Raw genomic sequence first — 25,003 nt, forward strand, 5'->3', positions numbered from 1 at the left:
CTATGTTAAATCCATTACCAGATAATGAAAATAATAGCAGTAACGATTTCAATATAAAAGATCAGATTTTTAAATATCTTTACTATTGGAAATGGTTTTTATTAAGTGTAATTTTATGTTTTTCTTTAGTATTTATTTACTTAAGATATTATGTAACAGAATATGGTGTAACTTCAACAATTTTAATAAAAGACGAAAAAAAAGGTGGCTCTAGCGAAATGTCGGCATTTAGTGATTTAGCAATTTTTTCAGGAAGAAGTAATGTTGATAACGAAATTGCAATTTTAAAATCTAGAACTTTATCTCAAAATGCAGTTGCAAAATTAGACTTAGATATTTCCTATTTTAGTGAAGGTAGAGTTGTAACTAGAGATTTATATAAAACTTCTCCAATTCGTGTTCTATTTACAAAAAAATCTAAAAATTACAGTTTAAAAGATTCTACATTTATAATTTATGATATTGAGGGTAAAAAATTTACAATATCTGATGTTGCTAAATCCAAACCAAAAAAATATTTATTTGGTCAAAAAATTAAAGTAAATTTTGGAGAGTTTGTTATACTTTTAAACAATAATTCATCAACAGAAAAATTAGGAACTATTGTAATCACTAAAAATTCTTTAGAATCCAAATCATTAAATTTTAGCAGTAAAGTAAACATTTCAAGTCAAGAAAAAACTAATATTATAAATCTTTCTATAACAGATCCAGTTTATGAAAGAGGTATAGATTATATTGATGAATTAGTAAAAGAATATAATGTAGATGCAATAAAAGATAGAAATGAAGTTGCAGAAACCACATTAAATTTCATCAATGAAAGACTAGAAATTATTGCCAAAGAACTTGGTGGTGTTGAAACTACAGGAGAAACTTATAAAAAGAAATTTAGATTAACAGACTTAAAAAATGATGCTGCACTTGAACTAGAAACAGCATCAGAATATGACAAATCTTTAAATAATATTGAAACTCAACTAAAAGTTGGGAAGTATATGATTGAAGCAGTTAAAAGCACAACTATTGATGAATTAATTCCTACCAACATAATAAGTGGTACAGAAACATCCAGTGATTATATTAGACAATATAATGACTTTATTATAGAAAGAAGAAGATTGTCTAAGAGTGGAACTACTTTAAATCCAAAAATAGAAGAAATTGATGCTCAATTACCAGCATTAAAATCTAACATTACAGAAAGTTTATACAGCAGACAAAATGATTTAAGTATAAATAGAACAGACTTAACAAAACAAAAAAATATTTTTGACGGTAAAGTTAGTCAAGTGCCAACCCATGAAAAAATTTATAATGAAATAACACGTCAAAAAGGAATTAAAGAAGCTTTATATTTATATCTATTACAAAAAAGAGAAGAAACTGCAATTTCATTAGCTATTACTTCACCAAAAGCTAAAGTAATTGATACAGCTTATTTAACTGGTGCAGTTTCTTTAAACAGAAATGTTTTTTACTTAGCTGCACTGTTATTAGGTTTATTAGTTCCTTTTGGAATTCTATATCTAATGGATATTCTAGACACAAAAATTAAATCAAGACAAGATATTGAAGGAAAAGTTTCAATACCATTTTTAGGAGATTTACCAAAATCAGAAACTAATGATGAAATAATTAAATCTAATAGTAGATCTAGCTCTGCCGAAGCAATCAGAATGATTAGAACCAATATGGAATTTATGTTGTCTCATGTGCCTAAAGATAAATGTAAAACCATATTTGTAACTTCTTCTATTCCTAAAGAAGGAAAAACTTTTTGTGCAATAAATCTTGCAACAACAATAGCATTGTCTGGAAAAAAAGTATTAATAATAGGTTTAGATATTAGAAATCCTAAATTAGATCAATATATTTCACTTCCTTCTAAAGGATTAACTAATTTTTTATCTAAAAGTGATGAAAATATTAATGATTATATAGTTCAGGTTAAAACCTTTAATAATTTTTATGCATTACCATCAGGAGTAATTCCACCAAATCCTGTAGAATTGTTAATGAATGACAAGTTAAATATAATGTTTGACGACTTAAAAAAACAATTTGATTATATAGTTGTAGATACAGCACCAGTTAGTTTGGTAACAGATACTTTGTTAATTGCTAAAAATGCAGATACATTTATCTATGTTATTAGAGCAAATTATCTAGATAAGAGAATGTTAAAATTTACAGAAGCGCTATACAAAGAAAATAAATTGCCAAATATGGCATTAGTATTAAATGATGCTGAGAAAAGTAAGACTTATGGATACGGTTATGGATATGGTTATGGATACGGTTACGGTTACGGAGTTGAAAATGAAAAGAAATCTATAAAAAGTAAAATAACCTCTTTCTTTAAAAAGGATAAATAAAATTAAATTTTAAAAAATTGATTGTTTTGAATTGCCACTTTTAAATTTTCGTGGTTTTTCAAAACAATTTTTTTGTTAAAAAAATCAATATGTTTATTATGATGAACATCAGAACCAACAAAATCTATTAAATTATTTTTTAATAAATTATTTGCAATCTCTGCAATTTTTGGACCATAATAGCCAACTGTAGATAACAAGTTAAGTTGAAAATGACATCCTGCATTATTTAATTTTTTATATTCATCAAAGTTAGGATGATAAAAATTATATCTTTCTGGATGAGCTAAAACTGGTTTATAACCTTCAAGTTGAAGTTCAAAAATTATATCATATAAATTTAAAGGTGCATTTATATAAGACATTTCAACTAGTACATAGTTTTCCTTTAGGGTTAAAAGTTTTTCATTTTTAAATTGGTTAATAAAATTTGTATCCATCATATATTCAGCTGCTGCAATTAATGGAATATTTTTTAACTCACTAGGCAAATCAACTAACGTGTTTTTTAAAGTTTGTGCAATACTTTCGTTAGTATTTTCCCAAATGCCATTAATAATATGAGGTGTTGTAATAAACTGAGAAAACCCTAATTTATTTAAAGCTTTAATCATAGAAATAGTATCTAATAAAGAACTAGAACCATCATCAATATTTGGAAGTAAATGCGAGTGAATGTCAACATAGCCATTACTGATTAAATCGCTTAAAAAAGGTTTTTTTTTTTTGAAGAAATACAATTGAAAATATTTTTTTTTACAAAGTAACAAATAATAATTAAAACCTAGAAATTACAAGTATAATAATCTCAAATTGTTATATTTGTTGCCTTAAAATAAACAGTTTTATAAAAATTACAACGAATAAAATTATTTTTATTAATGAAGTTAGAACAAGAAAATAATGATTGGGATTTAGTAATTAAAGGACACACCTCTTTATTTGACTTAAATTTTAGTGATCTTTGGCGTTATAGAGATTTACTAGTAATGTTTGTAAAAAGAGATTTTGTTAGTTTTTACAAACAAACAATTCTTGGACCACTTTGGTTTTTTATACAACCCATTTTTACAACAATAGTTTTTTCATTTATATTTGGTAATCTTGCTGGAATAAGCACCGATGGTTTACCTAAATATCTATTTTATTTAACAGGAATAACATCTTGGGCCTATTTTTCAGATTGTTTAACTAAGACAAGTACGGTTTTTAGAGACAATGCAAGTATTTTTGGTAAAGTATATTTTCCAAGATTAATTATGCCATTAAGTATAGTTGTTAGTAATCTAGTGCGATTTGGAGTACAATTATTATTGATGGTATGCATGATGATTTACTTTTATTTGTTTCCAGAAGATGGAGCTAGTTTTAAAATTACAAATGGTATATTTTTATTTCCACTTTTAGTAATTTTAATGGCACTTTTAGGATTAGGAATGGGATTGATTATTACTGCAATGACAACTAAATATAGAGATTTAACGTTTTTAGTAACTTTTGGCGTTCAACTTTTAATGTATGCGACAACAGTAACCTATCCACTAAGTTACGCTAAAGAAAAAGGATATGATTACATTGTAGAATTAAATCCAATGACAGGAATAATTGAAGCATTTAGATATGCATTTCTTGGAAAAGGTGAGTTTACTATTTACAGTTTAGGATATTCTGTAGTAGTAACTTTAGTAATTTTATTTTTAGGGATAATAATTTTCAATAAAACCGAGAAAAACTTTGTAGATACAATATAATGAGTCAAACAGTTATACAAGTAGAAAATTTATCTAAAGCATACCAAATTGGACAAATTGGTAGTGGAACAATCTCTAGAGATATTGATCGGCTTTGGCAAATGAAAATTCTTGGAAAAGAAGATCCATTTTTAAAAGTAGGTGAAACAAACGATAGAAGTACAAAAAGTGATAGCAATATTGTTTGGTCATTAAAAGATATAAATTTTCAAATAAATCAAGGCGATGCAGTTGGAATTATTGGTAAAAACGGAGCAGGAAAAAGCACCTTATTAAAATTATTATCTAGAGTTACAAGCCCAACCACAGGAAGTATAAAAGTAAAAGGTAGAATTTCAAGTTTACTAGAAGTAGGTACAGGTTTTCATCCAGAATTATCAGGAAGAGAAAATATTTATCTTAACGGAGCAATTCTTGGAATGCGCAAAAAGGAAATTACAAGAAAACTTGACGAAATTATAGATTTTTCTGGAGTTGAAAGATATATTGACACTCCAGTTAAAAGGTATTCTTCTGGAATGTATGTACGTTTAGCCTTTGCAGTAGCAGCTCATTTAGAAAGCGAAATTTTAATAGTTGATGAAGTTTTAGCCGTTGGTGATGCAGAATTTCAAAAGAAGTGTCTTGGTAAAATGGGCGATATTTCTAAAGGAGAAGGTAGAACAGTGCTTTTTGTTAGTCATCAGTTAGGATCAGTTGCAAGTTTATGCAATAAAGGAATGTTGCTAAATAATGGTAAATTATCAGCTTATGGAACATCTACAGAAATAATTGAAAAATATTTAACTCCTGTTTCAGAAAATAATGATTTGGAAAAAAATATTTATTTATCAGATACTAACTTAACCAAAAATAAGCAGTTTTTTTTTTTAAAAGGAGAAACTTTAAACTCAAAAAATCAAAATGTAGATTCATTTGGTTTTGATGAAGAGATAAAAGTAAGATTAACAATATCGGTAAAAGGTGATTATAGAACCGTAATTTTAGGTGTTGGAATTCAAGATAAATTTAATAATAGAGTTTGTACATTCATTAATAATTTAAATGAAATAATTATTGATAATACAAAAGAAACTTTTAAAATTGAAGTTACTATCCCAAAAAATATAATTGCACCTAATGTATATAATTTTATATTTGCATTATATGAACACGGTTCTCAAATACACCATATTGTTGACAATGTTTGCAATATAAAAATTCATGATACAGGAACAATTTACTCTAAGTATGAAGGTATTGATTATGGAAATGTAATTATTGATTCAAAATGGGAAATAAATTAAATATGAATTTTTTTAAAAAATTAGTTATTGATTTTTCATATAAATTACATGTTAGAAATACTGAGGTTTTAATGGGAAATAAAATTATAGAAATCAATAATTTTAACCATAAAAATGCAATAATAGGTATACATACTAGAATTTTTGAAGAAGCCAAAATTTGTAATCATCTTAACGACAGAACTAAAATTGTTATTGGTGAAAATACAGATATTAGAGGCGAATTAATGTTATTTGGTCATGCTGGTGAAATTATAATTGGTGATTACTGTTTTGTTGGAGAAAACTCCAAAATATGGTCAGCAAAAAAAATAGTAATTGGAAACAGAGTATTAATTTCTCACAATGTAAATATTCATGATAATAATTCTCATCCAACGGATAAAAATTTAAGACATGAAGATTTTAAACACATAAAAAATCTTGGTTTGCAAAAAATAAATGATTTGAATGAGAAACAAGTTATAATTGGAGATGATTGTTGGATTGGATTTAATTCAACAATATTGAAAGGAGTAACTATTGGAAAGTCTGTTATTATTGGAGCAAATACTTTAGTTACAAAAGACGTTCCAGATTTTGCCGTATGTGTAGGAAATCCTATGAAAATTATAAAATATTCTAAATGATAAAAAAAATAAAAAAAGAATTAGGTAAAATAAAATGGTTTATATCTAATTTTAAAAATATTAATAATTTTAGAAGTCAACTTAATATTGGAGCTAGATCAACTCATTATTTAGGGCCAATTACATATGATACTGATAGTTTAACAACTAGTAATAATTGCGATTTTATCAAAGAAGAAAGATTTGCAAAAGCTTATCAAACAGCTTTAGATACTAAACCTTGGAAAGGTTTTACTTTACAGTGGCGTACTTATATTGTATGTTGGTTTGCAGATTTGGTAAAAAATCTTGAAGGAGATTTTGTTGAGTGTGGAGTAAACACTGGTGCATATTCTAGAGCGGTAATTGATTACATTGATTTTCAAAAACTTGATAAAACATTTTATTTGTTAGATACCTTTGATGGATTTCCTATTGAACAAATAACTCTAGAAGAGAAAAAAGCTGGTATTGCGGTATATGAAACTCATTATGAAGATGTTTACGAAGCAGTTAAAAAAACGTTTAGCCAATATAATGTAAAGATAATTAAAGGAAAAGTGCCAGAAACTTTATCGGTTTGTAATGCAACTAAAATTGCTTACTTTTCAATCGATATGAATGCTGTTGCTCCAGAAATAGCTGCTATTAATTATTTTTGGGATAAAATAGTTAAAGGCGGTGTTGTGGTTTTAGATGATTATGGTTTTTCTCTTCATACAGAACAAAAGTATGCTTTCGATGAATTTGCTAAACAAAAAAATGTTTCTATTTTAAGTTTGCCAACAGGACAAGGAATTATAATAAAAAAATAATAATGTCAGAAAAACCAGAGCTAGTAGTTTTTAGCATTTATTTAATGGGTGGTGGAGCTAGTTTTCATAGAAATATGATAGACAATAGACCAAATGATAATTTTAACATAAAATGTATATTTCTCAATCCATTACATTGGAAAGCTAAAAGATTAGAAAATTTAATAATAGATGAGAATAATAAAGTTTTTGATTTTTCTAGTGAACCCATTAAAGAAATTTCAAAAAGATTAGAAAAACTAATTTCTAATAAAGAAGGAGCAGTACTTACTAATTTTCAAACAGAATTAGCAACATTAGAAATTTATAGAAAATATAAAAAAACAATTTTCTTTATTTGTCAAGATGATGCCTATATTCATTTAGCAGAAACATACAGTCATATTATTGATGTTATTATAGCTCATAATATTGCAGTTTACAATGAAATTTGTGAAATGTTACCCAATAGAAAAAAAGATATTCATTTTATACAACATGGAGTAACAGTTCAAAATTTTGAGAAAGCAATAAATAAAAATAAAAAATTAAGACTAGTTTTTTTAGCACGCCATGTTAAAAAGAAAGGTATATATGATTTACCTAAAATTGATGACCAATTAAAAAAATTAAATATAGAAGTAGATTGGACAATTTTAGGTGATGGAGAAGAAAGAGAGAATTTTATAAATGAAGTTAAGCATAGAGATAACTTTAATTTCTTTATTCCTGAAACAACAGCAGATATAATGGTTATTTTAAAGGAAATTGATTTATATATTTTACCTTCATCACTAGATGGTTTGCCAGTTTCATTATTAGAATCTATGAGCGTTGGTTGCGTACCATTGGTTTACAATTTTAGTGAAGGTATAAAAAATGTTATCACTATTGATATAGGATTTGTAATAGATAAAAACGACATAAATACTTTTGCTAAAAAAATCGAATTTTTATCAAGAAACAGAGATGAATTAGAAAAAAGAAGTATTGCATGTATCAAAAGTATTGAACAAAATTTTGACATTTCAAAACAAGCTGAGAAATACTTTAATTTATATTATGATTATAAAAAACTTAAAAAAAATAGAATATTAAACATAAAACGTTTTATTAGAATGTATTTTGATTACAAGATTGTAAGAAAAGGAGTGGCATTTATAAAAAAAATTAAAAATCAATTATGAATAAAACAGAATTGAAATATTTCAATCAATTGGATGGATTTAGATTTTTCTCAATTATTTCAGTAATGTTATGTCATTTTATTAATACAGGATTTATTACAAGATTACCACTTGGGTATGGAGTTATGTTTTTCTTTGTTTTAAGTAGTTTTTTAATAACAAGAATTTTATTAAATGCCAAAATAAAAAATATAAATAATAAAAAATCAAATTCACATTCTATAAAACAGTTTTACACTAGACGTTCTTTAAGAATTTTTCCAGTTTACTATATACTTTTGTTTTTTCTTTTCTTAATAAATTACTATCCTTGCAGAGAAATTTTTACATGGCTAATTACATATTCAGTTAATTTGTTTATTGGATATAGTGGCGATATTTCAATAGCAGGAAGTTACAGTCATTTATGGTCTTTAGCTATTGAAGAGCAATTTTATATTCTATTTCCTATTTTTATTTTTGCGATAAGACAAAAATATATTTTAAGTTTTTTAGTAGGCCTTGTTTTTATTGGTTTATTTGGACGTATGTTTTTATATTTTTCCAATCCACTTAATATCGGTTTATGGAATTTCCATACTATTAGTGCATTAGATTCTCTTGGAATTGGTGGAATTCTTGGGTATTTAAGTTTATATAAAGAAAGTTTTTTAAAAAAAATAATTGGAAATAAAATGCTGTTTATTTCTTCTATTTTTGCTTTTTTAATAGTTATGATATTTAGTTATTCAATTTACGATAATGATTTAAAATACAATTTTTATTCAGGAGTTATAATGAGATTTTTATTTAATATAATGAGTTTTTGGATTTTAGGTTGGTCAATAACTTTTAGTTACAAAGGAATTATAAAATATATTTTAGAAAACAAAATAGTAATATATCTAGGAAAAATTAGTTACGGTTTATATTTATATCATTATTTTGTACTTAACATTGGTAATTTAATTTTAAGAAAATTAGAACTTTCATTCAATATGGAATTTAAAGCTCTATTATTTGTAATGATTAGTATATTAATAGCTAGTTTAAGTTGGTTTTTAATAGAAAAACCTATAAATAAATTAAAAAGTAATTTTATATATAATTAAATTTATAAAAATAATGAAAATTTTAGTAGTTGGTTCAAAAGGTTTTATTGGAAGTTATACTTATAATTATTTTAAATCTTTAAAATTTGAAGTTATTGGCTGTGATGTTATAGCCGATTATGAAGATCAAAACTATTTTCAAATTGAAGCAACCAACTCGGATTATCATTTTCTATTTGAAAACAATCAAATAAATGTTTGTATAAATTGTTCTGGAGCTGCAAGCGTTCCATTATCATTAAATTTTCCGCTAAGAGATTTTAATTTAAATACAGTTAATGTTTTTAAAATTCTCGAAGCAATAAAAATGTATCAACCAACTTGTAAATTTATTAATTTATCAAGTGCAGCAGTTTATGGAAATCCTGCAAGTTTACCAATAAAAGAGAATTCATTTTTAAAACCACTATCACCATATGGAATTCACAAATTGCAAAGTGAAGAAATATGTCAAGAATTTTATGATTTTTACAACATACCAACTTGTTCATTAAGAATTTTTTCTGCTTATGGAAACGGATTAAAAAAACAATTATTTTGGGATTTATACCAAAAATTTAATACCAAAAGTGTTATTGAATTATTTGGAACTGGCAAAGAAACTCGAGACTTTATTCACGTAAACGACATTATTAATGCTATTCATCTTGTAATAAATAACAGTAATTTTCAAGCTGAAAAAATTAATATTGCAAATGGTAAAGAATATACAATCGGTGAAATTTCTGAAATTTTTAAAAATAGCTTACAAACAAATAAAGAAATTGTATTTAATAATATTGTAAAACAAGGTGATCCACTCAATTGGAAAGCAGATATTAATTTATTAGAATCTATGGGATATAAATCAAAAGTGAGTATTGAAAATGGTATAAACAACTACATACAATGGATAAAAGAATTATAATTGGACTTTTATTTTCTTACGACGAAAAATGGATTGGTGGAAGTTACTATATTATGAATTTAATACAATCATTGAAACTTTTAGAAGATAAATCGTTACCTAAATTAATAATTATTTCAAAAAATGAAGAAGATTTTCTCAAAATAAAACAATTAAATTATCCTTATATAAATTATAAAAATATAAACCATGAGGAAAATTTAATACCAAAAATAATTAATAAAATATCAAGAAAAATAATTTTTAAAAGAAACATCATTAAAAATATTGATTCAAATATAGATTTATTGTTTCCTTCTAATGGTGATGCGAGTTTAAGTTGGATAAAAAAACAATTATTTTGGATACCCGATTTTCAAGAACTTCATTTACCACAATTTTACCCAAATGCAAATTTAGAAGAAAGAAAATCCAATAGAAAGATTTTCTCTAAATCAAAAAAAAATGTTGTATTCAGTAGTAAAGATGCATTAAATGATTATAATTTTTTTTTTAAAGAAAACAACACAAAAAATTATGTTTTAAATTTTTCGGTTTTTCATCCAAAATATGATAATTTAAATCAAGAAATCTTAAAAAAACATAATTTAAATAATAAAAATTATTTTTTTTCACCTAATCAATTTTGGAAACATAAAAATCAAATAATAATATTAAAGGCATTAGTAATATTAAAAAATAAAAATAAATTAAATTTTACAGTAGCATTTTCAGGCAAAGAATATGATTACAGAAATCCAGAATATTTTCAAGAATTAAAAGATTTTACCATAAAAAATGATCTTCAAGAAAATATACTTTTTTTAGGATTTATTGATAGGGAAGAACAATTATATTTAATGAAAAACTCTTTAGCAATAATTCAACCTTCATTATTTGAAGGATGGAGTACAGTAGTAGAGGATACAAAAAGTATGAATCAAAATTGTATTGTGTCAGATTTAAATGTACATAAAGAACAACTTAAAGATAAAGGATATTATTTTAATCCATGCAATGAAAATCAATTGGCTGAAATTTTACTTAAATTTAATATAAACAAATATGAAAAACCAGATTTTGATTATGAAAAAAAATCTCAAAATTTTGGATATGAGTTTATTAAAATTGCTAATGACATAATAAATAGTTAAAAATGAAAATTTTAGTTACAGGTTCAAGTGGTTTAATAGGAAGCGAAGTGGTAAATTATTTTGCGCAACGTAATCATGATGTTATTGGTATAGATAATAATATGAGAGCCGATTTTTTTGGTCCAGATGGAGATACAAGATGGAATCAAAAACGTTTAGAATCGTCTTATATAAATTTCACGCATTTTGAAATTGATATAAGAAATAGAAACCAAGTTTTACAATTTATAGAGAATCAAAAGCCAGATGTTATAGTTCATACAGCCGCACAGCCAAGTCACGACCTAGCAGCCAAAAGACCATTTGATGATTTTGACGTAAACGCTTTAGGAACTTTTAATTTACTAGAATCATGTAGACAGTTTTGTTTAGAATCTCCATTTATTCACCTGTCTACCAATAAAGTATATGGCGATGCACCAAATACTATTCAACTAAAAGAGTTGGAAACGCGATGGGACTTTAATGATGATAATTTTATAAACGGAATTTCTGAAAACTTTACAATAGATCAAAGTAAGCATTCTGTTTTTGGCGCTTCAAAGCTCTCTGCAGATATCATGGTTCAAGAATATGGGCGTTATTTTGGGATGTACACTGCCTGTCTACGTGGAGGATGTTTAACTGGACCAAATCATTCAGGAGTTGAATTACATGGTTTTTTAAGTTACTTAATTAAAACCAATCTCAACGGTAAACTCTATAAAGTATTTGGCTACCAAGGAAAGCAAGTTCGAGATAATATTCATTCGTATGATGTAGCAACTTTTATTGATTATTTTATTCAAAATCCTAGAAAAGGAGAAGTTTATAATATTGGCGGTGGAAAAGAAAATTCAATATCAATTCTTGAAGCATTTAAATTAGTCTCTTCAATCTCTGGTAAAGAAATGAAGTATGAATATTTAAACCAAAATAGAGAAGGTGATCATATTTGTTATTATTCGGATTTAACCAAAATAAAAGAACATTTTCCAATGTGGAAAATAACCAAAGACATCCCAACGGTTTTTAAAGAAATTATTGAAAACTGGGATAAACGTAAATAATATCAAAACCAAAACTTGAAAAATATTTTAATTTTATCTTGTTCATTACCCAATACTGGTTGGGGTGGAGGCGTAATTATAAGAAGTTTAACAAAAAATTATCCAGAAGAGTGTAAATTTTTTTGGACAAGTTTTAATGTAAATAAAGATCAGCAAAAACAGACTTGTAACGGTATAGAAGTATTAAAATTTAAAACAAAATATATTAGAGGAAGAGGAATCTCAAGTACAATTTTAAATATTGAGTCTAAGATTTTTGCTACTAATTTTAATAAACTAATAAAACAAAATAAAATTGATTTAGTATGGATTGTTTTAGGAACTTCATATGATCATTTATATCGAATAAATAAACTATCTGAAACAATTTCAATAAAGTATCATATTTCAATTCACGATGACCCAATACTAGAAATAGAAGATGATAAAAAGAAAAAAGCAACATCATTATTTAAAAATATAGTAAGCCAAGCTGCCACTATTGACGTTATTTCAGCTAGAATGCAAGCACAATATAAAAAAGAGTATTACGTAGATTCTATAGTTATTACAAGATGTATTGCCGATGATTTTCCACAAAATAATTTTACTAACAATAATTATAAAACTATTTTAATGGGAGGTTATGGAAACGCTTCGCCACCATGGCCAAATCCATTAATTGAGGCAATTAAAAAATTAAATAATTCTAATAGTTTTAAGCTTCATTTATTTGATTCAAAATTAAGAAAATTTGAAAATGAATATATCAAAGTACACGATTTAGTTTCTGAAAATGAATTTAATAATATTTTAAAGACAGTTGATTTTGGTTATGCTTGCGATGATTTAAAACCCGAAAATCTAAAGTTCGCACAACTTTCTTTGCCTACCAAAATAATAACTTACATCGGAGCTTCAATTCCATTTGTATATCATGGACCTAAAAACTCTACTGTTGGTGACTTAATTAATCAATATGAAGTCGGAGTTATAATTGACAATAACAACAGTGAAGAACTTTATGAGGCATTTGTAAAACTACAATCTAATTACAGTTATTTTCAACAAAATTGTAAGTTAGCTAAACAAAAATTATTTTCTCAAAAAATAGTTCAAAAACATTTTTACGATACAATTTTAAATAAATTTTAATAAAATTAATCAAATTTTCATTTAGGATAAATTAACCTTTTATAATATCTTTGCTTTATGACATTTAACAATTCTAAAATATTAATAACTGGTGGTTTTGGTGCTTTGGGTTATAACTTAATTCAATACCTCTTAGAAAATTATAATTGTGATATTCATGTTATTGATAATTTTAGCGCAGGACATGTAAATTTTTCTGATAAAGTCACTTTTTCATATATTGATATTGCAAATACAGAAAAAGTAAATTCATTTTTTTTAACTTACAAGCCAAATTTTATATTTCATCTAGCAGCACATTTTGCTAATCAAAACTCCGTTGATCATCCTATTTCAGATGTCAATACTAATGTTATAGGTGTTGTAAATCTTTTTGAAACTCAAAAAAATAACTCAGAATTAAAAAAAATAATTTTTGCAAGTTCGAGTTGTGTCTATGGAAATAGCGAAATAATGACAGAAGACTTAAACGTTTCTCCATACGATACACCATATGCAATTAATAAATATGTTGGTGAATTGTATTGTAAATATTATTCAGAAATTCATAAAGTTCCTGTAGTAAGCGCTAGAATTTTTAATAGTTTTGGTCCTGGTGAAATGCCAGGAAATTATAGAAATGTTATTCCAAACTTTATTTTAAAAGCACTTAATAATGATATTATAAATATAACAGGAACTGGAAACGAAACTCGAGATTTTACTTATGTTCTAGATACTGTTTATCTATTATCTAAAATGGCAACATCTAGTTTTAAAAATGCCGAAGTCTTTAATGGTGGAACAGGAACAAAATTAAAAATTTTAGATCTTGCTCAAAAAATTGTAAAGCTTACTAATTCTAAATCTGAAATTGTTATAACTAAACCTAGAGATTGGGATCATGTAAAAGATAGATGTTCTAACATACAAAAATCTAAACAGTTATTAGGTTATACGCCAAGTCATGATTTTGAAGAAGGACTTACCAAAACCATTAATTGGATTAAAGAAAAGTTAAAACAATAATTTAAAATTGTTATGACAAAAAAAAGAATAGTATTTATTGCTGAATCAATAGACAAGGACGATAGTAGCTGTTCAAAATGCAATGTTGCTTTAATCCAAAACGCCAAAAATGCTGGGTTTGAAGTTATTGTTTATCATTATACAAGACATAAAAAACCCTTGCTTGAAGGAATCGATTGCAGAGAAATTAAAGAAATAAAGTTTAGTATAAATTATTTTTTAAGTAGATTTCAAAGAGTAATTCAACGAAATTTCAAAGTTGAATTTCATACTTTTTTAGAAAAAATATTTGGATTTTCATTTACTGTTTTTAATGATGTAAACTCAATTAAAAAAATTGTTAAAGAAGTTATTAATCTTAATCCAGATTTAGTTTTTACAGTTAGTAAAGGAACAAGTTTTCGCCCACATTATGCCTTGTTGTCATTCCCTGAAATTCATCATAAATGGATTGCTAATATTCATGACCCATATCCATTTCATTATAATCCAAGACCATACAATTGGGTTGAACCAGGTTATGCTATTAAAGAAAAATACTTTCAAGCAATTTCTCAAAAAGCTCATCATGCTTCTTTTCCAAGTAAGTTACTAATGGAATGGATGGGAAGTTATTTTCCTCATTTTCTTCAAACAGGTTTGGTAATTCCTCATCAAAATGCTAATCAAGAAATTAAAAATGTTGCTTTGCCAAATTACTTTGATGAATCTAAATTTAATTTACTTCATGCTGGTAATTTAATGAAGCAACGATCGCCAGAAGGTTTAATTGAAGGATTTAAACTTTTTCTTAAAAGAAATCCAATAGCAATAGTAAACACCAAACTTATACTTTTAGGTCCAGCAACATTTCATGCTAAAATTTTAGAAAAATATAGTAACTTAATTCCACAAATTTTTGTTCTTAACGCCAATGTACCATTTGAAATTGTATATAAATTGCAACAACATGTTTCGGTTAATATAATTTTAGAATCCAAAGCAGAAATTAGCCCTTTTTTACCAGGTAAATTTCCGCATTGTGTTGAAGCAAATAAACCACTTCTTTTGTTAGCGCCATATTATAGCGAAACAAAACGACTTTTGGGTAACGATTATCAATATTGGTCAGAAGTTGACGATATACAAAAAATAGCAGCAAGTATAGAAAATTTATACAATCAATGGAATATTGATAAAGAGTCTTTAAAATTAAATCGACCTGATTTAATTGACTATTGTTCAATGAAAAATTTGAAAAAAATTCTCGATTCAATTTAATTTTGAATTTTAAAGAAAATATATCCAATTTGAAATTCGCAATTCTTATTTCAACTAAAAACAGAGTAGAAGATTTACTTTTTACTTTAGAAAGTTGTTATGAATTAAAATCTAATGATGAACTTCAAATTGTAGTTTTCGATGATGGTTCTACTGATGGAACTTTTGAAAAAGTAAAGCAAAATTTTCCAAATGTTATACTTCAGCGTAACGAAATTTCTAAAGGATATCTATATTGCAGAAATAAGATGCTTAACGAAACCAAAGCAAAATACGCAATTTCACTAGACGATGATGCTAATTTTTTATCGCAAAATCCATTAGAAGAAATAGAAAATCATTTTATTAAAAATCCAAATTGTGGTCTAATTTCGTTTAGAATTTTTTGGGGAATACATCTTCCAATTACTACAAATTCTAAAGAGAATTCTCAAAGAGTAAAAGGATTTGTAGGTTGCGGACACGTTTGGAAAATAGAAGCATGGAAAAAAGTTCCTAATTATCCAGAATGGTTTGTGTTTTATGGAGAAGAAGAATTTGCATCCTACCAATTATTTAAAATTAATCAAGAAATTCATTATTTACCAACAGTATTAGTGCATCATAGAGTAGAAGTTAAGTCTAGAAAAAGTAATAATGATTACAGTATTAGAGTAAGACGAAGTTTAGCATCTGGATGGTATTTATATTTTCTTTTTTATCCAATAAAAACAATTCCCAGAAAAATAATATATTCACTTTGGATTCAATTAAAAACTAAAACTTTTAAAGGAGATTTTAAAGCAACCAAAGGTATTTTTAAAGCAGTTTTGGATGTTATAATAAATATTCCTAAATTGGTCAAACAAAGTAATAGATTATCTAATGAAGAATATCAAGAAATTTTAAAATTATCCTTAAATAAAATTTATTGGAAACCAGAAGATGAAGAGTAAAACAATTGCAATTATTCCTGCTCGTGGCGGATCTAAAAGATTACCAAATAAAAATATGCTATCATTTGGAGGAATACCATTAATAGCACACAGTATTTTATATGCTAAGGATAATACTCATATTATCGATGAAATTTATGTTTCTACAGATGATGAAAAAATTAAAGAAATAGCATTAGAATTTGGTGCAAAAGTAATTATAAGACCACAATCAATATCTGGAGATAACGAACCAACAATTTCATCATTGCAACACGTGCTGTTGTCAATTGAAGAAAATGTTGAAAATGTAATTTTATTACAACCAACCAATCCATTAAGAACAAAAAATTTATTAGAAGATTGTTACAAAAAATTTATTGATTTACAATCTGATAGTTTATTTACAGTGTCTAAAAATGAGCATAAATTAGGTAAAATAATAGACAACATATTTATTCCTTTTAATTATGAAATTGGTCAAAGAAGCCAAGATTTAGAACCTTTATTCAACGAAAACGGTTTGCTATATATTACAAAAGCCAAATCTATATTAGAAGATAAAATTATTACACAAAACGCATATCCTTATTTAGTAAATCATATTTTTGCAAAAGTTGATATTGATACCCAAGAAGATTTTGATTATGCAGAATATCTACTAAACAAATTTTAATTTATTGTTAAACTAAGCACTTTCAAATTGCTTTATTTTAAATTAATTATGAAATCAAACTATATAGAAATTGCAGGAAGAAAAATTGGACCCAATTTTCCACCATTAGTAATAGCCGAAATTGGAATCAACCACGAAGGTTCACTTGAAGTTGCAAAACAAATGGTTGATGCTGCAAAACGCGCTGGTGTAGAAGTTGTAAAACATCAAACACACATTGTTGAAGACGAAATGAGTGGTGCAGCCAAGAAAGTAATTCCAGGAAATGCAACAGTTTCTATTTACGAAATTATGGAACGTTGTTCACTAAATGAAGCTGACGAACTAGAACTAAAAAACTACGTAGAAAGCAACGGAATGATTTTTATATCAACACCATTTTCTCGTGCTGCTGCCAACAGATTAAAGAAATTTGATATTCCTGCATATAAAATTGGCTCAGGAGAATGCAATAATTACCCATTGTTAGAACACATTTGTACTTTTGGAAAACCAGTAATTTTAAGTACAGGAATGAATACTATAGAAAGTGTAAAAAAAGCAGTTGCAATTTTTGATAAATACAATATTCCTGTAGCACTTTTACATACAACCAATTTATATCCAACACCAATTCATTTAGTGCGTTTTGGTGCAATGACACAACTTCACGAAGCATTTCCTGATAAAGTTTTCGGACTTTCAGATCATACATTAAATAATAACGCTTGCCTTGGAGCTGTTGCACTTGGAGCAAGTATTTTAGAACGCCATTTTACAGATACAATGCAACGTTCTGGTCCAGATATTATTTGTAGTATGGACGAAAAAGCAACTTCAGAGTTAATAATTTCTTCCAACGAAATATGGCAAATGCGAGGAGGAATTAAAGAACCAGCCAAAGAAGAACAAGTAACTATAGATTTTGCTTTTGCAACTGTATGTTCAATTTCAAGTATTAAAAAAGGAGATATATTTACTAAAGAAAATATTTGGGTAAAACGTCCAGGAACTGGAAAAATTCTTTCAGAAAAATTTAATGATGTATTAGGAAAAATAGCAAGTAGAGATATAGATAATGACGAACAATTAGAACCAGAACATATAAAATAATGAAAGATTTTGTAATTTTTCTATTATCGAAAGTTTATAAAAGCATAGAAGTGCCAGAAAACTATATTGAAAATGCTTTTTTAAAAACCTGTAAAGATATTCAATATCATTTTCCTAATATTTCTATTGTAGAAATTGAAAATAGAATAATTACAAACAACAACGAATTAGCAATTTTTTTATTTAGATTAGGAAATGAATTTCACATAAATAATTTAGATCAATATAAATTTCAAATTCATTGGTTACTTAAAGAATTATGTAGCTGTGAAATTTATTTTAACAATGAGATAGATGAAGGGTTTTATGTAATTCACGGACAAGGAACTGTAATTGGAAGCCGAAATAATATTGGCAAAGGTTTTAAAATTCATCAAGGTTGTACCATCGGTCATAAAAAAAACGGTATTGGAAATGGTAATTTAATTGGAAATGATGTTACATTATACTGCAATTCATCAATAATTGGGGAATTAATTATTGGCGATAAAGTAGTTATAGGTGCTCATGTTTTAATTACAAATAATATAAATTCCAATACAATTGTAACTGCTAATTTACAAAACGGCGAAAAAAATATTAAAGAATAAATAATGATTATTAAAATTGAAAGATATTTTCAATATCCCAACATTAAGCAACAAACTCCTAATTCTTCTATGCAATGGAAAGAATTTACATTTACAGAAGAGAATATTGATGAATGCGATTATTTAGTAATATTAGACTATCCCAAAGAAGATATTTCTATTAAAGTAAATAAAGACAACATCATTAATTTATGTTTAGAACCACCCAATGAAATGTCTATTTATAGACAATATGCTAATAAAAAAGTTACTATCAATTTTAATCAATTCGATACAAAAAACAATAATATTTTGTCTCATGGAGCTTTACCTTGGCATTTAAATAAAGAGTATGATTATTTAACAAACCTGAAAAGTAAAGATTTAATAAAAGAGAATAAAATAGCTTGGATAACAAGTAATCAAAGAGGTACAAAAGGTCATAAAGATAGAATGAATTTCTTAGACAAAATAAATGAATTAGATTTTGTTAACTGTTTTGGACGAGGAATAAATCCAATAGAAGATAAATTTGAAGTATTAAAAAAGTATAAATATGTTATTGCTTATGAAAATTTTAAAAATGACTATTATTGGACAGAAAAAATAATTGATTGTTTTTTAAGCTATTCAATGCCACTATATTTTGGATGTGAATCTATAGAAAATTTTTTCCCTAAAAATTCTTTTATTCAAATTGATCCCAAAGACAAGCATATAAATTTATTTTTAAAAGAAATTATAGATTCAAATAAATGGGAACAAAATTTGGATGAAATTTGTAAAGCAAGAGAATTAATATTAAATCAATATCAACTTTTTCCTTTTTTATACAATCAAATAAAATCTTTAGAGTCAATAAACGGAAACTATAAAAAAAACAATAAAGAATTGGTATTTATTAAAGGCAAAAATGAATATTTTGACAACTATCCAAAATATATAAACTTTGTAAAACTAGTGTCAAAAGTAAAATTGAAATTTCATAATACATTACATAAAAAATAAACTAATGAAAGAAAACTATTTTTCTCAATTCAAACAAGATAAATTCATTAATGAAGTTATTTTTTATAATAAAAAATTTGGTTTTTTTATTGATATTGGTGCGCATGATGGAGTCAATATAAATAATTCATTATTTTTTGAGAGATATAGAAATTGGAAAGGAATATGTATAGAACCTAACCCTAATGTGTATAAAGAACTTGTAAAAAATAGAAAAGCTATAAACATTAATAAATGTATAGGTAACGAAAATAAAAAAGTAATGTTTACCCAAATTACTGGATATTCAGAAATGCTTAGTGGTATAACCGATAATTACCATTCCAATCATGTGGAGAGAATTGATAGTCTAATTTCAAAAAAAGGCGGAATAAAATCTGAGATTGAGATTGATATGATAACGTTAGACACAATCGAAGAAGCAAAAAATAATGATATAGATTTTATTTCAATAGACACAGAAGGAAATGAATATGATATTGTAACTTCAATAAATTTTAAACTGCTAAATGTTAAATGTTTAGTCATTGAAAACAATTATAATGATAATAGAATAAGTAGTTATTTGCAATCTAGTAACTTTAAATTAATTTTTAAATTAGATACAGATGATATTTATGTAAATAATCAAAATTTAAATTTTGGTATAAAAGAAAGATTATTTAGATGGAAATTAAAAGATTTTTATAAAAGAGTTGTTTCTAAAATTTTAAGAACAATAAAATAAAAGAAATTTTTAAATGAAAAAAATCTTATTCTTAACAGGCACACGAGCCGATTTTGGTAAAATAAAATCGTTAATATCAATAGTAGATGAAAATCCAAACTTTGAAGTTTATGTTTTTGTAACAGGAATGCACTTGCTAGAAGAATACGGATATACTTTAATAGAAATTGAACGGTGCAATTTTAAAAATGTTCATACTTTTGAAAATCACACGCACGAAACTACTATGGATTTAACTTTGGCTAAAACCATTGAAGGTTTATCAAGCTATTGTAAAACCTTAAATCCAGATATGATAATTGTTCATGGCGACAGAGTTGAAACGCTTGCTGGAGCAATTGTAGGTTCATTAAATAATATTTTAGTTGCTCATATTGAAGGTGGAGAATTATCTGGAACTGTAGATGAATTAATTCGTCACAGCGTTTCTAAGTTAAGTCATATTCACTTTGTTTCCAATAATGAAGCTGCAAAAAGATTATTGCAAATGGGAGAAATGAAATCATCAATTTTCACCATTGGTTCGCCAGATATTGATATTATGTTTTCTAATGAATTACCAGAAATTAAAGTAGTTAAGAAGTATTATGAAATAAATTTTGACAATTTTGCAATAGCAATGTTCCATCCTGTTACAACCGAAGCTAATGAAATGGAAGCTTATGCCAAAAGTTTTGTTGAAGCATTACAAAAAGACAATCATAATTATATTATAATCTATCCAAATAACGATTTGGGAAGTAAATACATCATTAAAGAATATAAAAAATTAAATAATAATAAAAGATTTAGAATTTTTCCTTCCGTTAGATTTGAATATTTTTTAACTTTATTAAAAAATGCTCAATTTATAATCGGTAACAGTAGCGCAGGTATTCGTGAAGCACCATATTACGGAATACCAATCATAAATATAGGAACACGCCAACAAAATAGAGCAGTTCATGCCGATATCATAAATGTAGATTATTCACAAGAAAGCATAACAACAGCTTTGCATAGTATAAATACGCATAAAGTTTTGGTTTCTAATTTAAATTTTGGTGAAGGAAATAGTACCCAATTATTTGAAAAAGCAATTCAATGTAATGATATTTGGCAAATAAATCATCAAAAACAGTTTAGAGATTTTTAATTTTCTCTAATTTGAAATTTTAAATTAACTAAGAAAAAATAAGTATTTTTGTTTATAATAGTATACATGAAAAAGAAAATAAAAAAAATAATAAGTCATTTATTACCAAAAGGAATTCTTAAAGAAAGAATTAAATTATTTTACTACAGAATGACTAAAGACAGTAATGTAACTTATAATTTAGTTAAAAAAAATGGTTTGGTTTATCATAAAACTACTTTTAATGAAATTGTGATGTTTACAAAGGATGCTTTATATCCTGTAGTTCATGATTTTAAATTATACCAACATTGTTATAAAGTTAAAAAAAATGATTACATAATAGATGCTGGAGCTAATGTTGGTGTAATAAGTATATTTTTTTCTAAAATAGTTGGAAAATATGGTAAAATATTCGCCTTTGAACCAGATAAGTTTAATATAGATTATATGAAAAATAACATGGAATTAAATTTAGATATTGAAAATAACATTTTTATTTCAGATTTATTACTTTGGGATTCAAACACAACAATAGATTTTGAGGAAGCTGGTTGTGAAGGATCATCTGCAATTTGGTTTTCTGGAAACGCCAAAGTTGTAAAAAAAGAAACTATTACAATTGATAATTGGGTAAAAGATAATAATATACAAAAATTAGATTTTATTAAAATGGATATTGAAGGAGCAGAAATTGAGGCATTAGATGGTTGTGTAGAAACAATTAAATCTTTGAAACCCAATTTTGCTATTGCTTCATATCATATTGTAAACGGTGAGCCAACCTATATAAAAGTAGAAGATTTTTTTAAAAAACTAAATTATTCATACAAAACAGTTACTTTTAAGAAAAATGAAACAATAACATTTGCAGGTACAAATTTGAACTTTTAATCCTAACAAATTATAAAATAATTTATGAGGATTAGTATCTACATTTAATTCTTTCAAAAATATAAATATTTACCACATATAAATTTCAAACATTACTATTTAGATTTTTCAAAAAATTTTACAATGAAATTATTTTGAATTTGGATTAAATCTGAAATTTTTTTCTGAGTTTCAATTATAACTTCAATAATTTCAGGAGTAGTAGAATTATTTACAACGAAATTTTGAGCAAATCCAGCATAAGAATTCCCCTTAAATTTTGCATTACTAAAGTTTACGTTAGATACATCTTCTAATAATTTATATACATCGGTTTGGTAGTAATCACATATTTTCATTAAGTTATCAATGCTAGGTTTTGCTTTATCCGATTCCCATTTGTTTACAGCAGTTTTAGAGATATCTAATTCAAAAGCAAGTTTTTCTAGAGAAATATTTTGAGAATTACGAAGATTATTCAGTTTGGTTCCTAAAGTCATTTTTTTTTGCTAAGTTGAAAAATAAACTTTAGTTATCATATAAATAAACTTTAGTTTTAAAAAATGATTTATCTATAGTTAATTTTGATTAAATAATTTAAAACAACATATTATGAAAACAAATTTTATTTTTATTAGTATTTTATCATTATTAATTATTAATAATGCTTTTAGTCAAACTACTAATCTTGGTGCATTTTCGGGCACTACAAATAGTAATAGTTCTAACATTGGTGCTTATGCTGGACAAAATAATACAGGTGGTGGAAATGTCTTTTTAGGATATTCAGCAGGTTGGGCAAGTGGGACAAGTTCTGCAAATGTTTTTTTAGGATCAAATGCAGGGCAAAAATATAATGGTAGTGAAAGCATTTTAATTGGAAATAATGTTGGAGGTTCAGGTGTGAACGGTTCTGAGGCAATTCCAGGAGGTGGTAATAATGTTTTTATAGGTTCAGCTAGTGGATTTTATTCAAATGGTTCAAATAATAGTTTTGTAGGTTCTGGAACTGGAAGAAATACAACTGGAAATAATAATTGTTTTTATGGTTCAAACTCAGGAAATTTAAATTTTTCGGGTTCTGGTAACAGTTTCTACGGTGTATCTAGTGGCAATTCTAATTTAGGTAGTAATAATACATTTTTAGGAAGTGGAAGTGGTTCAAATATAACTACCGGAAATAACAATACTTTTTTAGGTAGTATAACATCTGCACCAGTAAATATAAATAATTCAATAATTATCGGTGATGGAAATAATAATCAAAGATTTTATATTCACTCAAATGGATTTGCTGGAATAGGTTTAGGAAATAATATTATTCCTTTAAATATGCTAGAAGTTAAAAGTGCTTTTGCTAGTACTTATAACGCCACCAATTCCTCTGGTTTACGTTTAACAAATTTAAAAAATACAATAGTTCCAATAGCAAATCCATCTACTAACAAAGGAGTTTTATCTGTAAATGCTAATGGTGATGTAATTTTTGTTACAGACCAAGTTGGAACAGGTGCGTCAACAGGAACATCATTTACATCTACTTGTCCAACCTTAAATTTTTTGCCAAAATCTACAGGAGCAAATTCAATGGTATGTAGTCAAATTTTTGATAATGGTACAAGTGTAGGTATTGCTTCAACTGGTCCATTTACATACAATAATGCAACAAATCCTCCATTTTCTGGCGGTACAGTTCCAAATACAGGTACAGTTAAATTAGATGTTAATGGTGTGATACGAACATTAGGAATATTTGCTACATCAGATAAAAAATTTAAAAAAGACATTAAACCAATAGAAAATGCTCTTAAAACCATAGAAGCAATCGATGGTAAAACTTATTTATGGAATAAAGATTCTAATAGAGAAATGAATTTTGATGATGGTAGTCACAGTGGTTTTATTGCTCAAGAGTTAGAAAAGGTGTTACCACATCTTGTAGCTAAAGGATTTGATGGTAGCAAAGCTGTAAATTATATGGAATTATTACCTTATTTGGTAGAAGGTATGAAAGAACAACAAAAGCTAATTAAAGACCAACAAGCACAAATAGATGAATTGAAAAATCAAATTACCAATTCTTTCAAAACACAAAATGTTGATATTTTGAAATTTGAAAATACAAAAATCATAAGTATATCTCCTAATCCTTCTGATGATGTAATTATTGTTTCATTAAATATTGAAAAATTAGTTCAATCTGCATCACTTCAAGTAAACGATTTAAATGGTAAAGTTTTAAATAATTTATCAATTATTGATAGAGCAACAAATATTACTAAAACATTACAAAAAGATAATTTTGGTAAAGGTATTTATATTGTTAGTTTAGTAGTAAATGGTAAAAGCATTGATAGTAAAAAAATAATTTTTAATTAATTAAAGATTCAACATTAAACGTTACTTTACTGTAACGTTTAATTTTTATTGTAATAATATTATAA

Annotated in this window: 24 protein-coding genes; 22 read left to right on the plus strand and 2 right to left on the minus strand. The window is 25.9% G+C overall.

All coding sequences use genetic code 11. The features are described 5' to 3' along the window. The first annotated feature begins 2 nt into the window (after nt 1–2). A complete protein-coding gene (locus ACH2BC_RS01255; protein WP_395052132.1) occupies nt 3–2,378 on the plus strand; it encodes a GumC family protein in 2,376 nt (791 codons plus the stop codon). A 2-nt stretch (nt 2,379–2,380) separates the two neighbouring features. Here ACH2BC_RS01255 and ACH2BC_RS01260 read toward each other — a convergent pair whose 3' ends face one another. Next, nucleotides 2,381–3,118, minus strand: coding sequence for a tyrosine-protein phosphatase (locus ACH2BC_RS01260; protein ID WP_395052133.1), 738 nt, complete (start codon nt 3,116–3,118; stop codon nt 2,381–2,383). 141 nt (nt 3,119–3,259) lie between these two features. Here ACH2BC_RS01260 and ACH2BC_RS01265 point away from each other — a divergent pair, with 141 nt between their 5' ends. The 20 genes from ACH2BC_RS01265 (at nt 3,260) to ACH2BC_RS01360 (ending at nt 22,580) form a co-directional block, all read left to right on the plus strand. Further along, nucleotides 3,260–4,129: an ABC transporter permease gene (locus ACH2BC_RS01265; RefSeq protein WP_395052134.1), complete on the plus strand. Its 870-nt coding sequence runs from the start codon at nt 3,260–3,262 to the stop codon at nt 4,127–4,129. After that, on the plus strand, nt 4,129–5,415 hold the full coding sequence (locus ACH2BC_RS01270) for an ABC transporter ATP-binding protein (protein WP_395052135.1): 1,287 nt from the start codon (nt 4,129–4,131) through the stop codon (nt 5,413–5,415). The genes ACH2BC_RS01265 and ACH2BC_RS01270 overlap by 1 nt, the downstream gene beginning before the upstream one ends. After that, on the plus strand, nt 5,400–6,044 hold the full coding sequence (locus tag ACH2BC_RS01275; RefSeq protein WP_395052136.1) for an acyltransferase: 645 nt from the start codon (nt 5,400–5,402) through the stop codon (nt 6,042–6,044). The genes ACH2BC_RS01270 and ACH2BC_RS01275 overlap by 16 nt, the downstream gene beginning before the upstream one ends. Then, nucleotides 6,041–6,838: a TylF/MycF/NovP-related O-methyltransferase gene (locus ACH2BC_RS01280; RefSeq protein ID WP_395052137.1), complete on the plus strand. Its 798-nt coding sequence runs from the start codon at nt 6,041–6,043 to the stop codon at nt 6,836–6,838. The genes ACH2BC_RS01275 and ACH2BC_RS01280 overlap by 4 nt, the downstream gene beginning before the upstream one ends. A 2-nt stretch (nt 6,839–6,840) precedes the next feature. Beyond that, nucleotides 6,841–8,004 (plus strand): glycosyltransferase family 4 protein, encoded by a 1,164-nt coding sequence (locus ACH2BC_RS01285; RefSeq protein ID WP_395052138.1) that lies wholly within the window; start codon nt 6,841–6,843, stop codon nt 8,002–8,004. After that, entirely contained in the window at nt 8,001–9,095 is a 1,095-nt protein-coding gene (locus ACH2BC_RS01290; RefSeq protein WP_395052139.1) for an acyltransferase family protein, read from the plus strand. The genes ACH2BC_RS01285 and ACH2BC_RS01290 overlap by 4 nt, the downstream gene beginning before the upstream one ends. Before the next feature lie 13 nt (nt 9,096–9,108). Then, entirely contained in the window at nt 9,109–10,002 is an 894-nt protein-coding gene (locus ACH2BC_RS01295; protein WP_395052140.1) for an NAD-dependent epimerase/dehydratase family protein, read from the plus strand. Continuing rightward, complete coding sequence (locus ACH2BC_RS01300) at nt 9,984–11,135, plus strand: glycosyltransferase (RefSeq protein ID WP_395052141.1); 1,152 nt, start codon at nt 9,984–9,986, stop codon at nt 11,133–11,135. Before ACH2BC_RS01295 ends, ACH2BC_RS01300 begins: the two co-directional genes overlap by 19 nt. A 2-nt stretch (nt 11,136–11,137) precedes the next feature. Further along, nucleotides 11,138–12,184: an NAD-dependent epimerase/dehydratase family protein gene (locus tag ACH2BC_RS01305; RefSeq protein ID WP_395052142.1), complete on the plus strand. Its 1,047-nt coding sequence runs from the start codon at nt 11,138–11,140 to the stop codon at nt 12,182–12,184. 15 nt (nt 12,185–12,199) lie between these two features. After that, nucleotides 12,200–13,318, plus strand: a complete 1,119-nt coding sequence (locus ACH2BC_RS01310; protein WP_395052143.1) for a hypothetical protein — start codon at nt 12,200–12,202, stop codon at nt 13,316–13,318. A gap of 57 nt (nt 13,319–13,375) precedes the next feature. Then, nucleotides 13,376–14,326 (plus strand): NAD-dependent epimerase/dehydratase family protein, encoded by a 951-nt coding sequence (locus ACH2BC_RS01315; protein ID WP_395052144.1) that lies wholly within the window; start codon nt 13,376–13,378, stop codon nt 14,324–14,326. Between the two features lie 12 nt (nt 14,327–14,338). Continuing rightward, a complete protein-coding gene (locus tag ACH2BC_RS01320; RefSeq protein WP_395052145.1) occupies nt 14,339–15,586 on the plus strand; it encodes a UDP-glycosyltransferase in 1,248 nt (415 codons plus the stop codon). A 29-nt stretch (nt 15,587–15,615) separates the two neighbouring features. Then, on the plus strand, nt 15,616–16,521 hold the full coding sequence (locus tag ACH2BC_RS01325; RefSeq protein ID WP_395052146.1) for a glycosyltransferase family 2 protein: 906 nt from the start codon (nt 15,616–15,618) through the stop codon (nt 16,519–16,521). Next, nucleotides 16,511–17,176 (plus strand): cytidylyltransferase domain-containing protein, encoded by a 666-nt coding sequence (locus ACH2BC_RS01330; RefSeq protein ID WP_395052147.1) that lies wholly within the window; start codon nt 16,511–16,513, stop codon nt 17,174–17,176. The genes ACH2BC_RS01325 and ACH2BC_RS01330 overlap by 11 nt, the downstream gene beginning before the upstream one ends. A gap of 48 nt (nt 17,177–17,224) precedes the next feature. After that, complete coding sequence (locus tag ACH2BC_RS01335; RefSeq protein WP_395052149.1) at nt 17,225–18,268, plus strand: N-acetylneuraminate synthase family protein; 1,044 nt, start codon at nt 17,225–17,227, stop codon at nt 18,266–18,268. After that, a complete protein-coding gene (locus ACH2BC_RS01340) occupies nt 18,268–18,858 on the plus strand; it encodes a hypothetical protein (RefSeq protein ID WP_395052150.1) in 591 nt (196 codons plus the stop codon). Before ACH2BC_RS01335 ends, ACH2BC_RS01340 begins: the two co-directional genes overlap by 1 nt. A gap of 3 nt (nt 18,859–18,861) precedes the next feature. Continuing rightward, entirely contained in the window at nt 18,862–19,845 is a 984-nt protein-coding gene (locus tag ACH2BC_RS01345; RefSeq protein ID WP_395052152.1) for a glycosyltransferase family 10 domain-containing protein, read from the plus strand. A 4-nt stretch (nt 19,846–19,849) separates the two neighbouring features. Beyond that, nucleotides 19,850–20,572, plus strand: coding sequence for an FkbM family methyltransferase (locus tag ACH2BC_RS01350; RefSeq protein ID WP_395052153.1), 723 nt, complete (start codon nt 19,850–19,852; stop codon nt 20,570–20,572). 13 nt (nt 20,573–20,585) lie between these two features. Next, nucleotides 20,586–21,707: a UDP-N-acetylglucosamine 2-epimerase gene (neuC, locus tag ACH2BC_RS01355; protein WP_395052154.1), complete on the plus strand. Its 1,122-nt coding sequence runs from the start codon at nt 20,586–20,588 to the stop codon at nt 21,705–21,707. A gap of 66 nt (nt 21,708–21,773) precedes the next feature. Next, complete coding sequence (locus tag ACH2BC_RS01360; RefSeq protein ID WP_395052156.1) at nt 21,774–22,580, plus strand: FkbM family methyltransferase; 807 nt, start codon at nt 21,774–21,776, stop codon at nt 22,578–22,580. Between the two features lie 95 nt (nt 22,581–22,675). Here the strand turns inward: ACH2BC_RS01360 and ACH2BC_RS01365 are convergent, their stop codons facing one another. After that, nucleotides 22,676–23,059, minus strand: coding sequence for a helix-turn-helix domain-containing protein (locus ACH2BC_RS01365; protein ID WP_395052158.1), 384 nt, complete (start codon nt 23,057–23,059; stop codon nt 22,676–22,678). A 112-nt stretch (nt 23,060–23,171) separates the two neighbouring features. Here ACH2BC_RS01365 and ACH2BC_RS01370 point away from each other — a divergent pair, with 112 nt between their 5' ends. Then, nucleotides 23,172–24,938 (plus strand): tail fiber domain-containing protein, encoded by a 1,767-nt coding sequence (locus ACH2BC_RS01370; RefSeq protein WP_395052159.1) that lies wholly within the window; start codon nt 23,172–23,174, stop codon nt 24,936–24,938. Nucleotides 24,939–25,003: the final 65 nt, after the last annotated feature.

Origin of the sequence: Flavobacterium sp., assembly GCF_043760115.1 — a bacterium.
Classification (GTDB): Bacteria; Bacteroidota; Bacteroidia; order Flavobacteriales; family Flavobacteriaceae; genus Flavobacterium.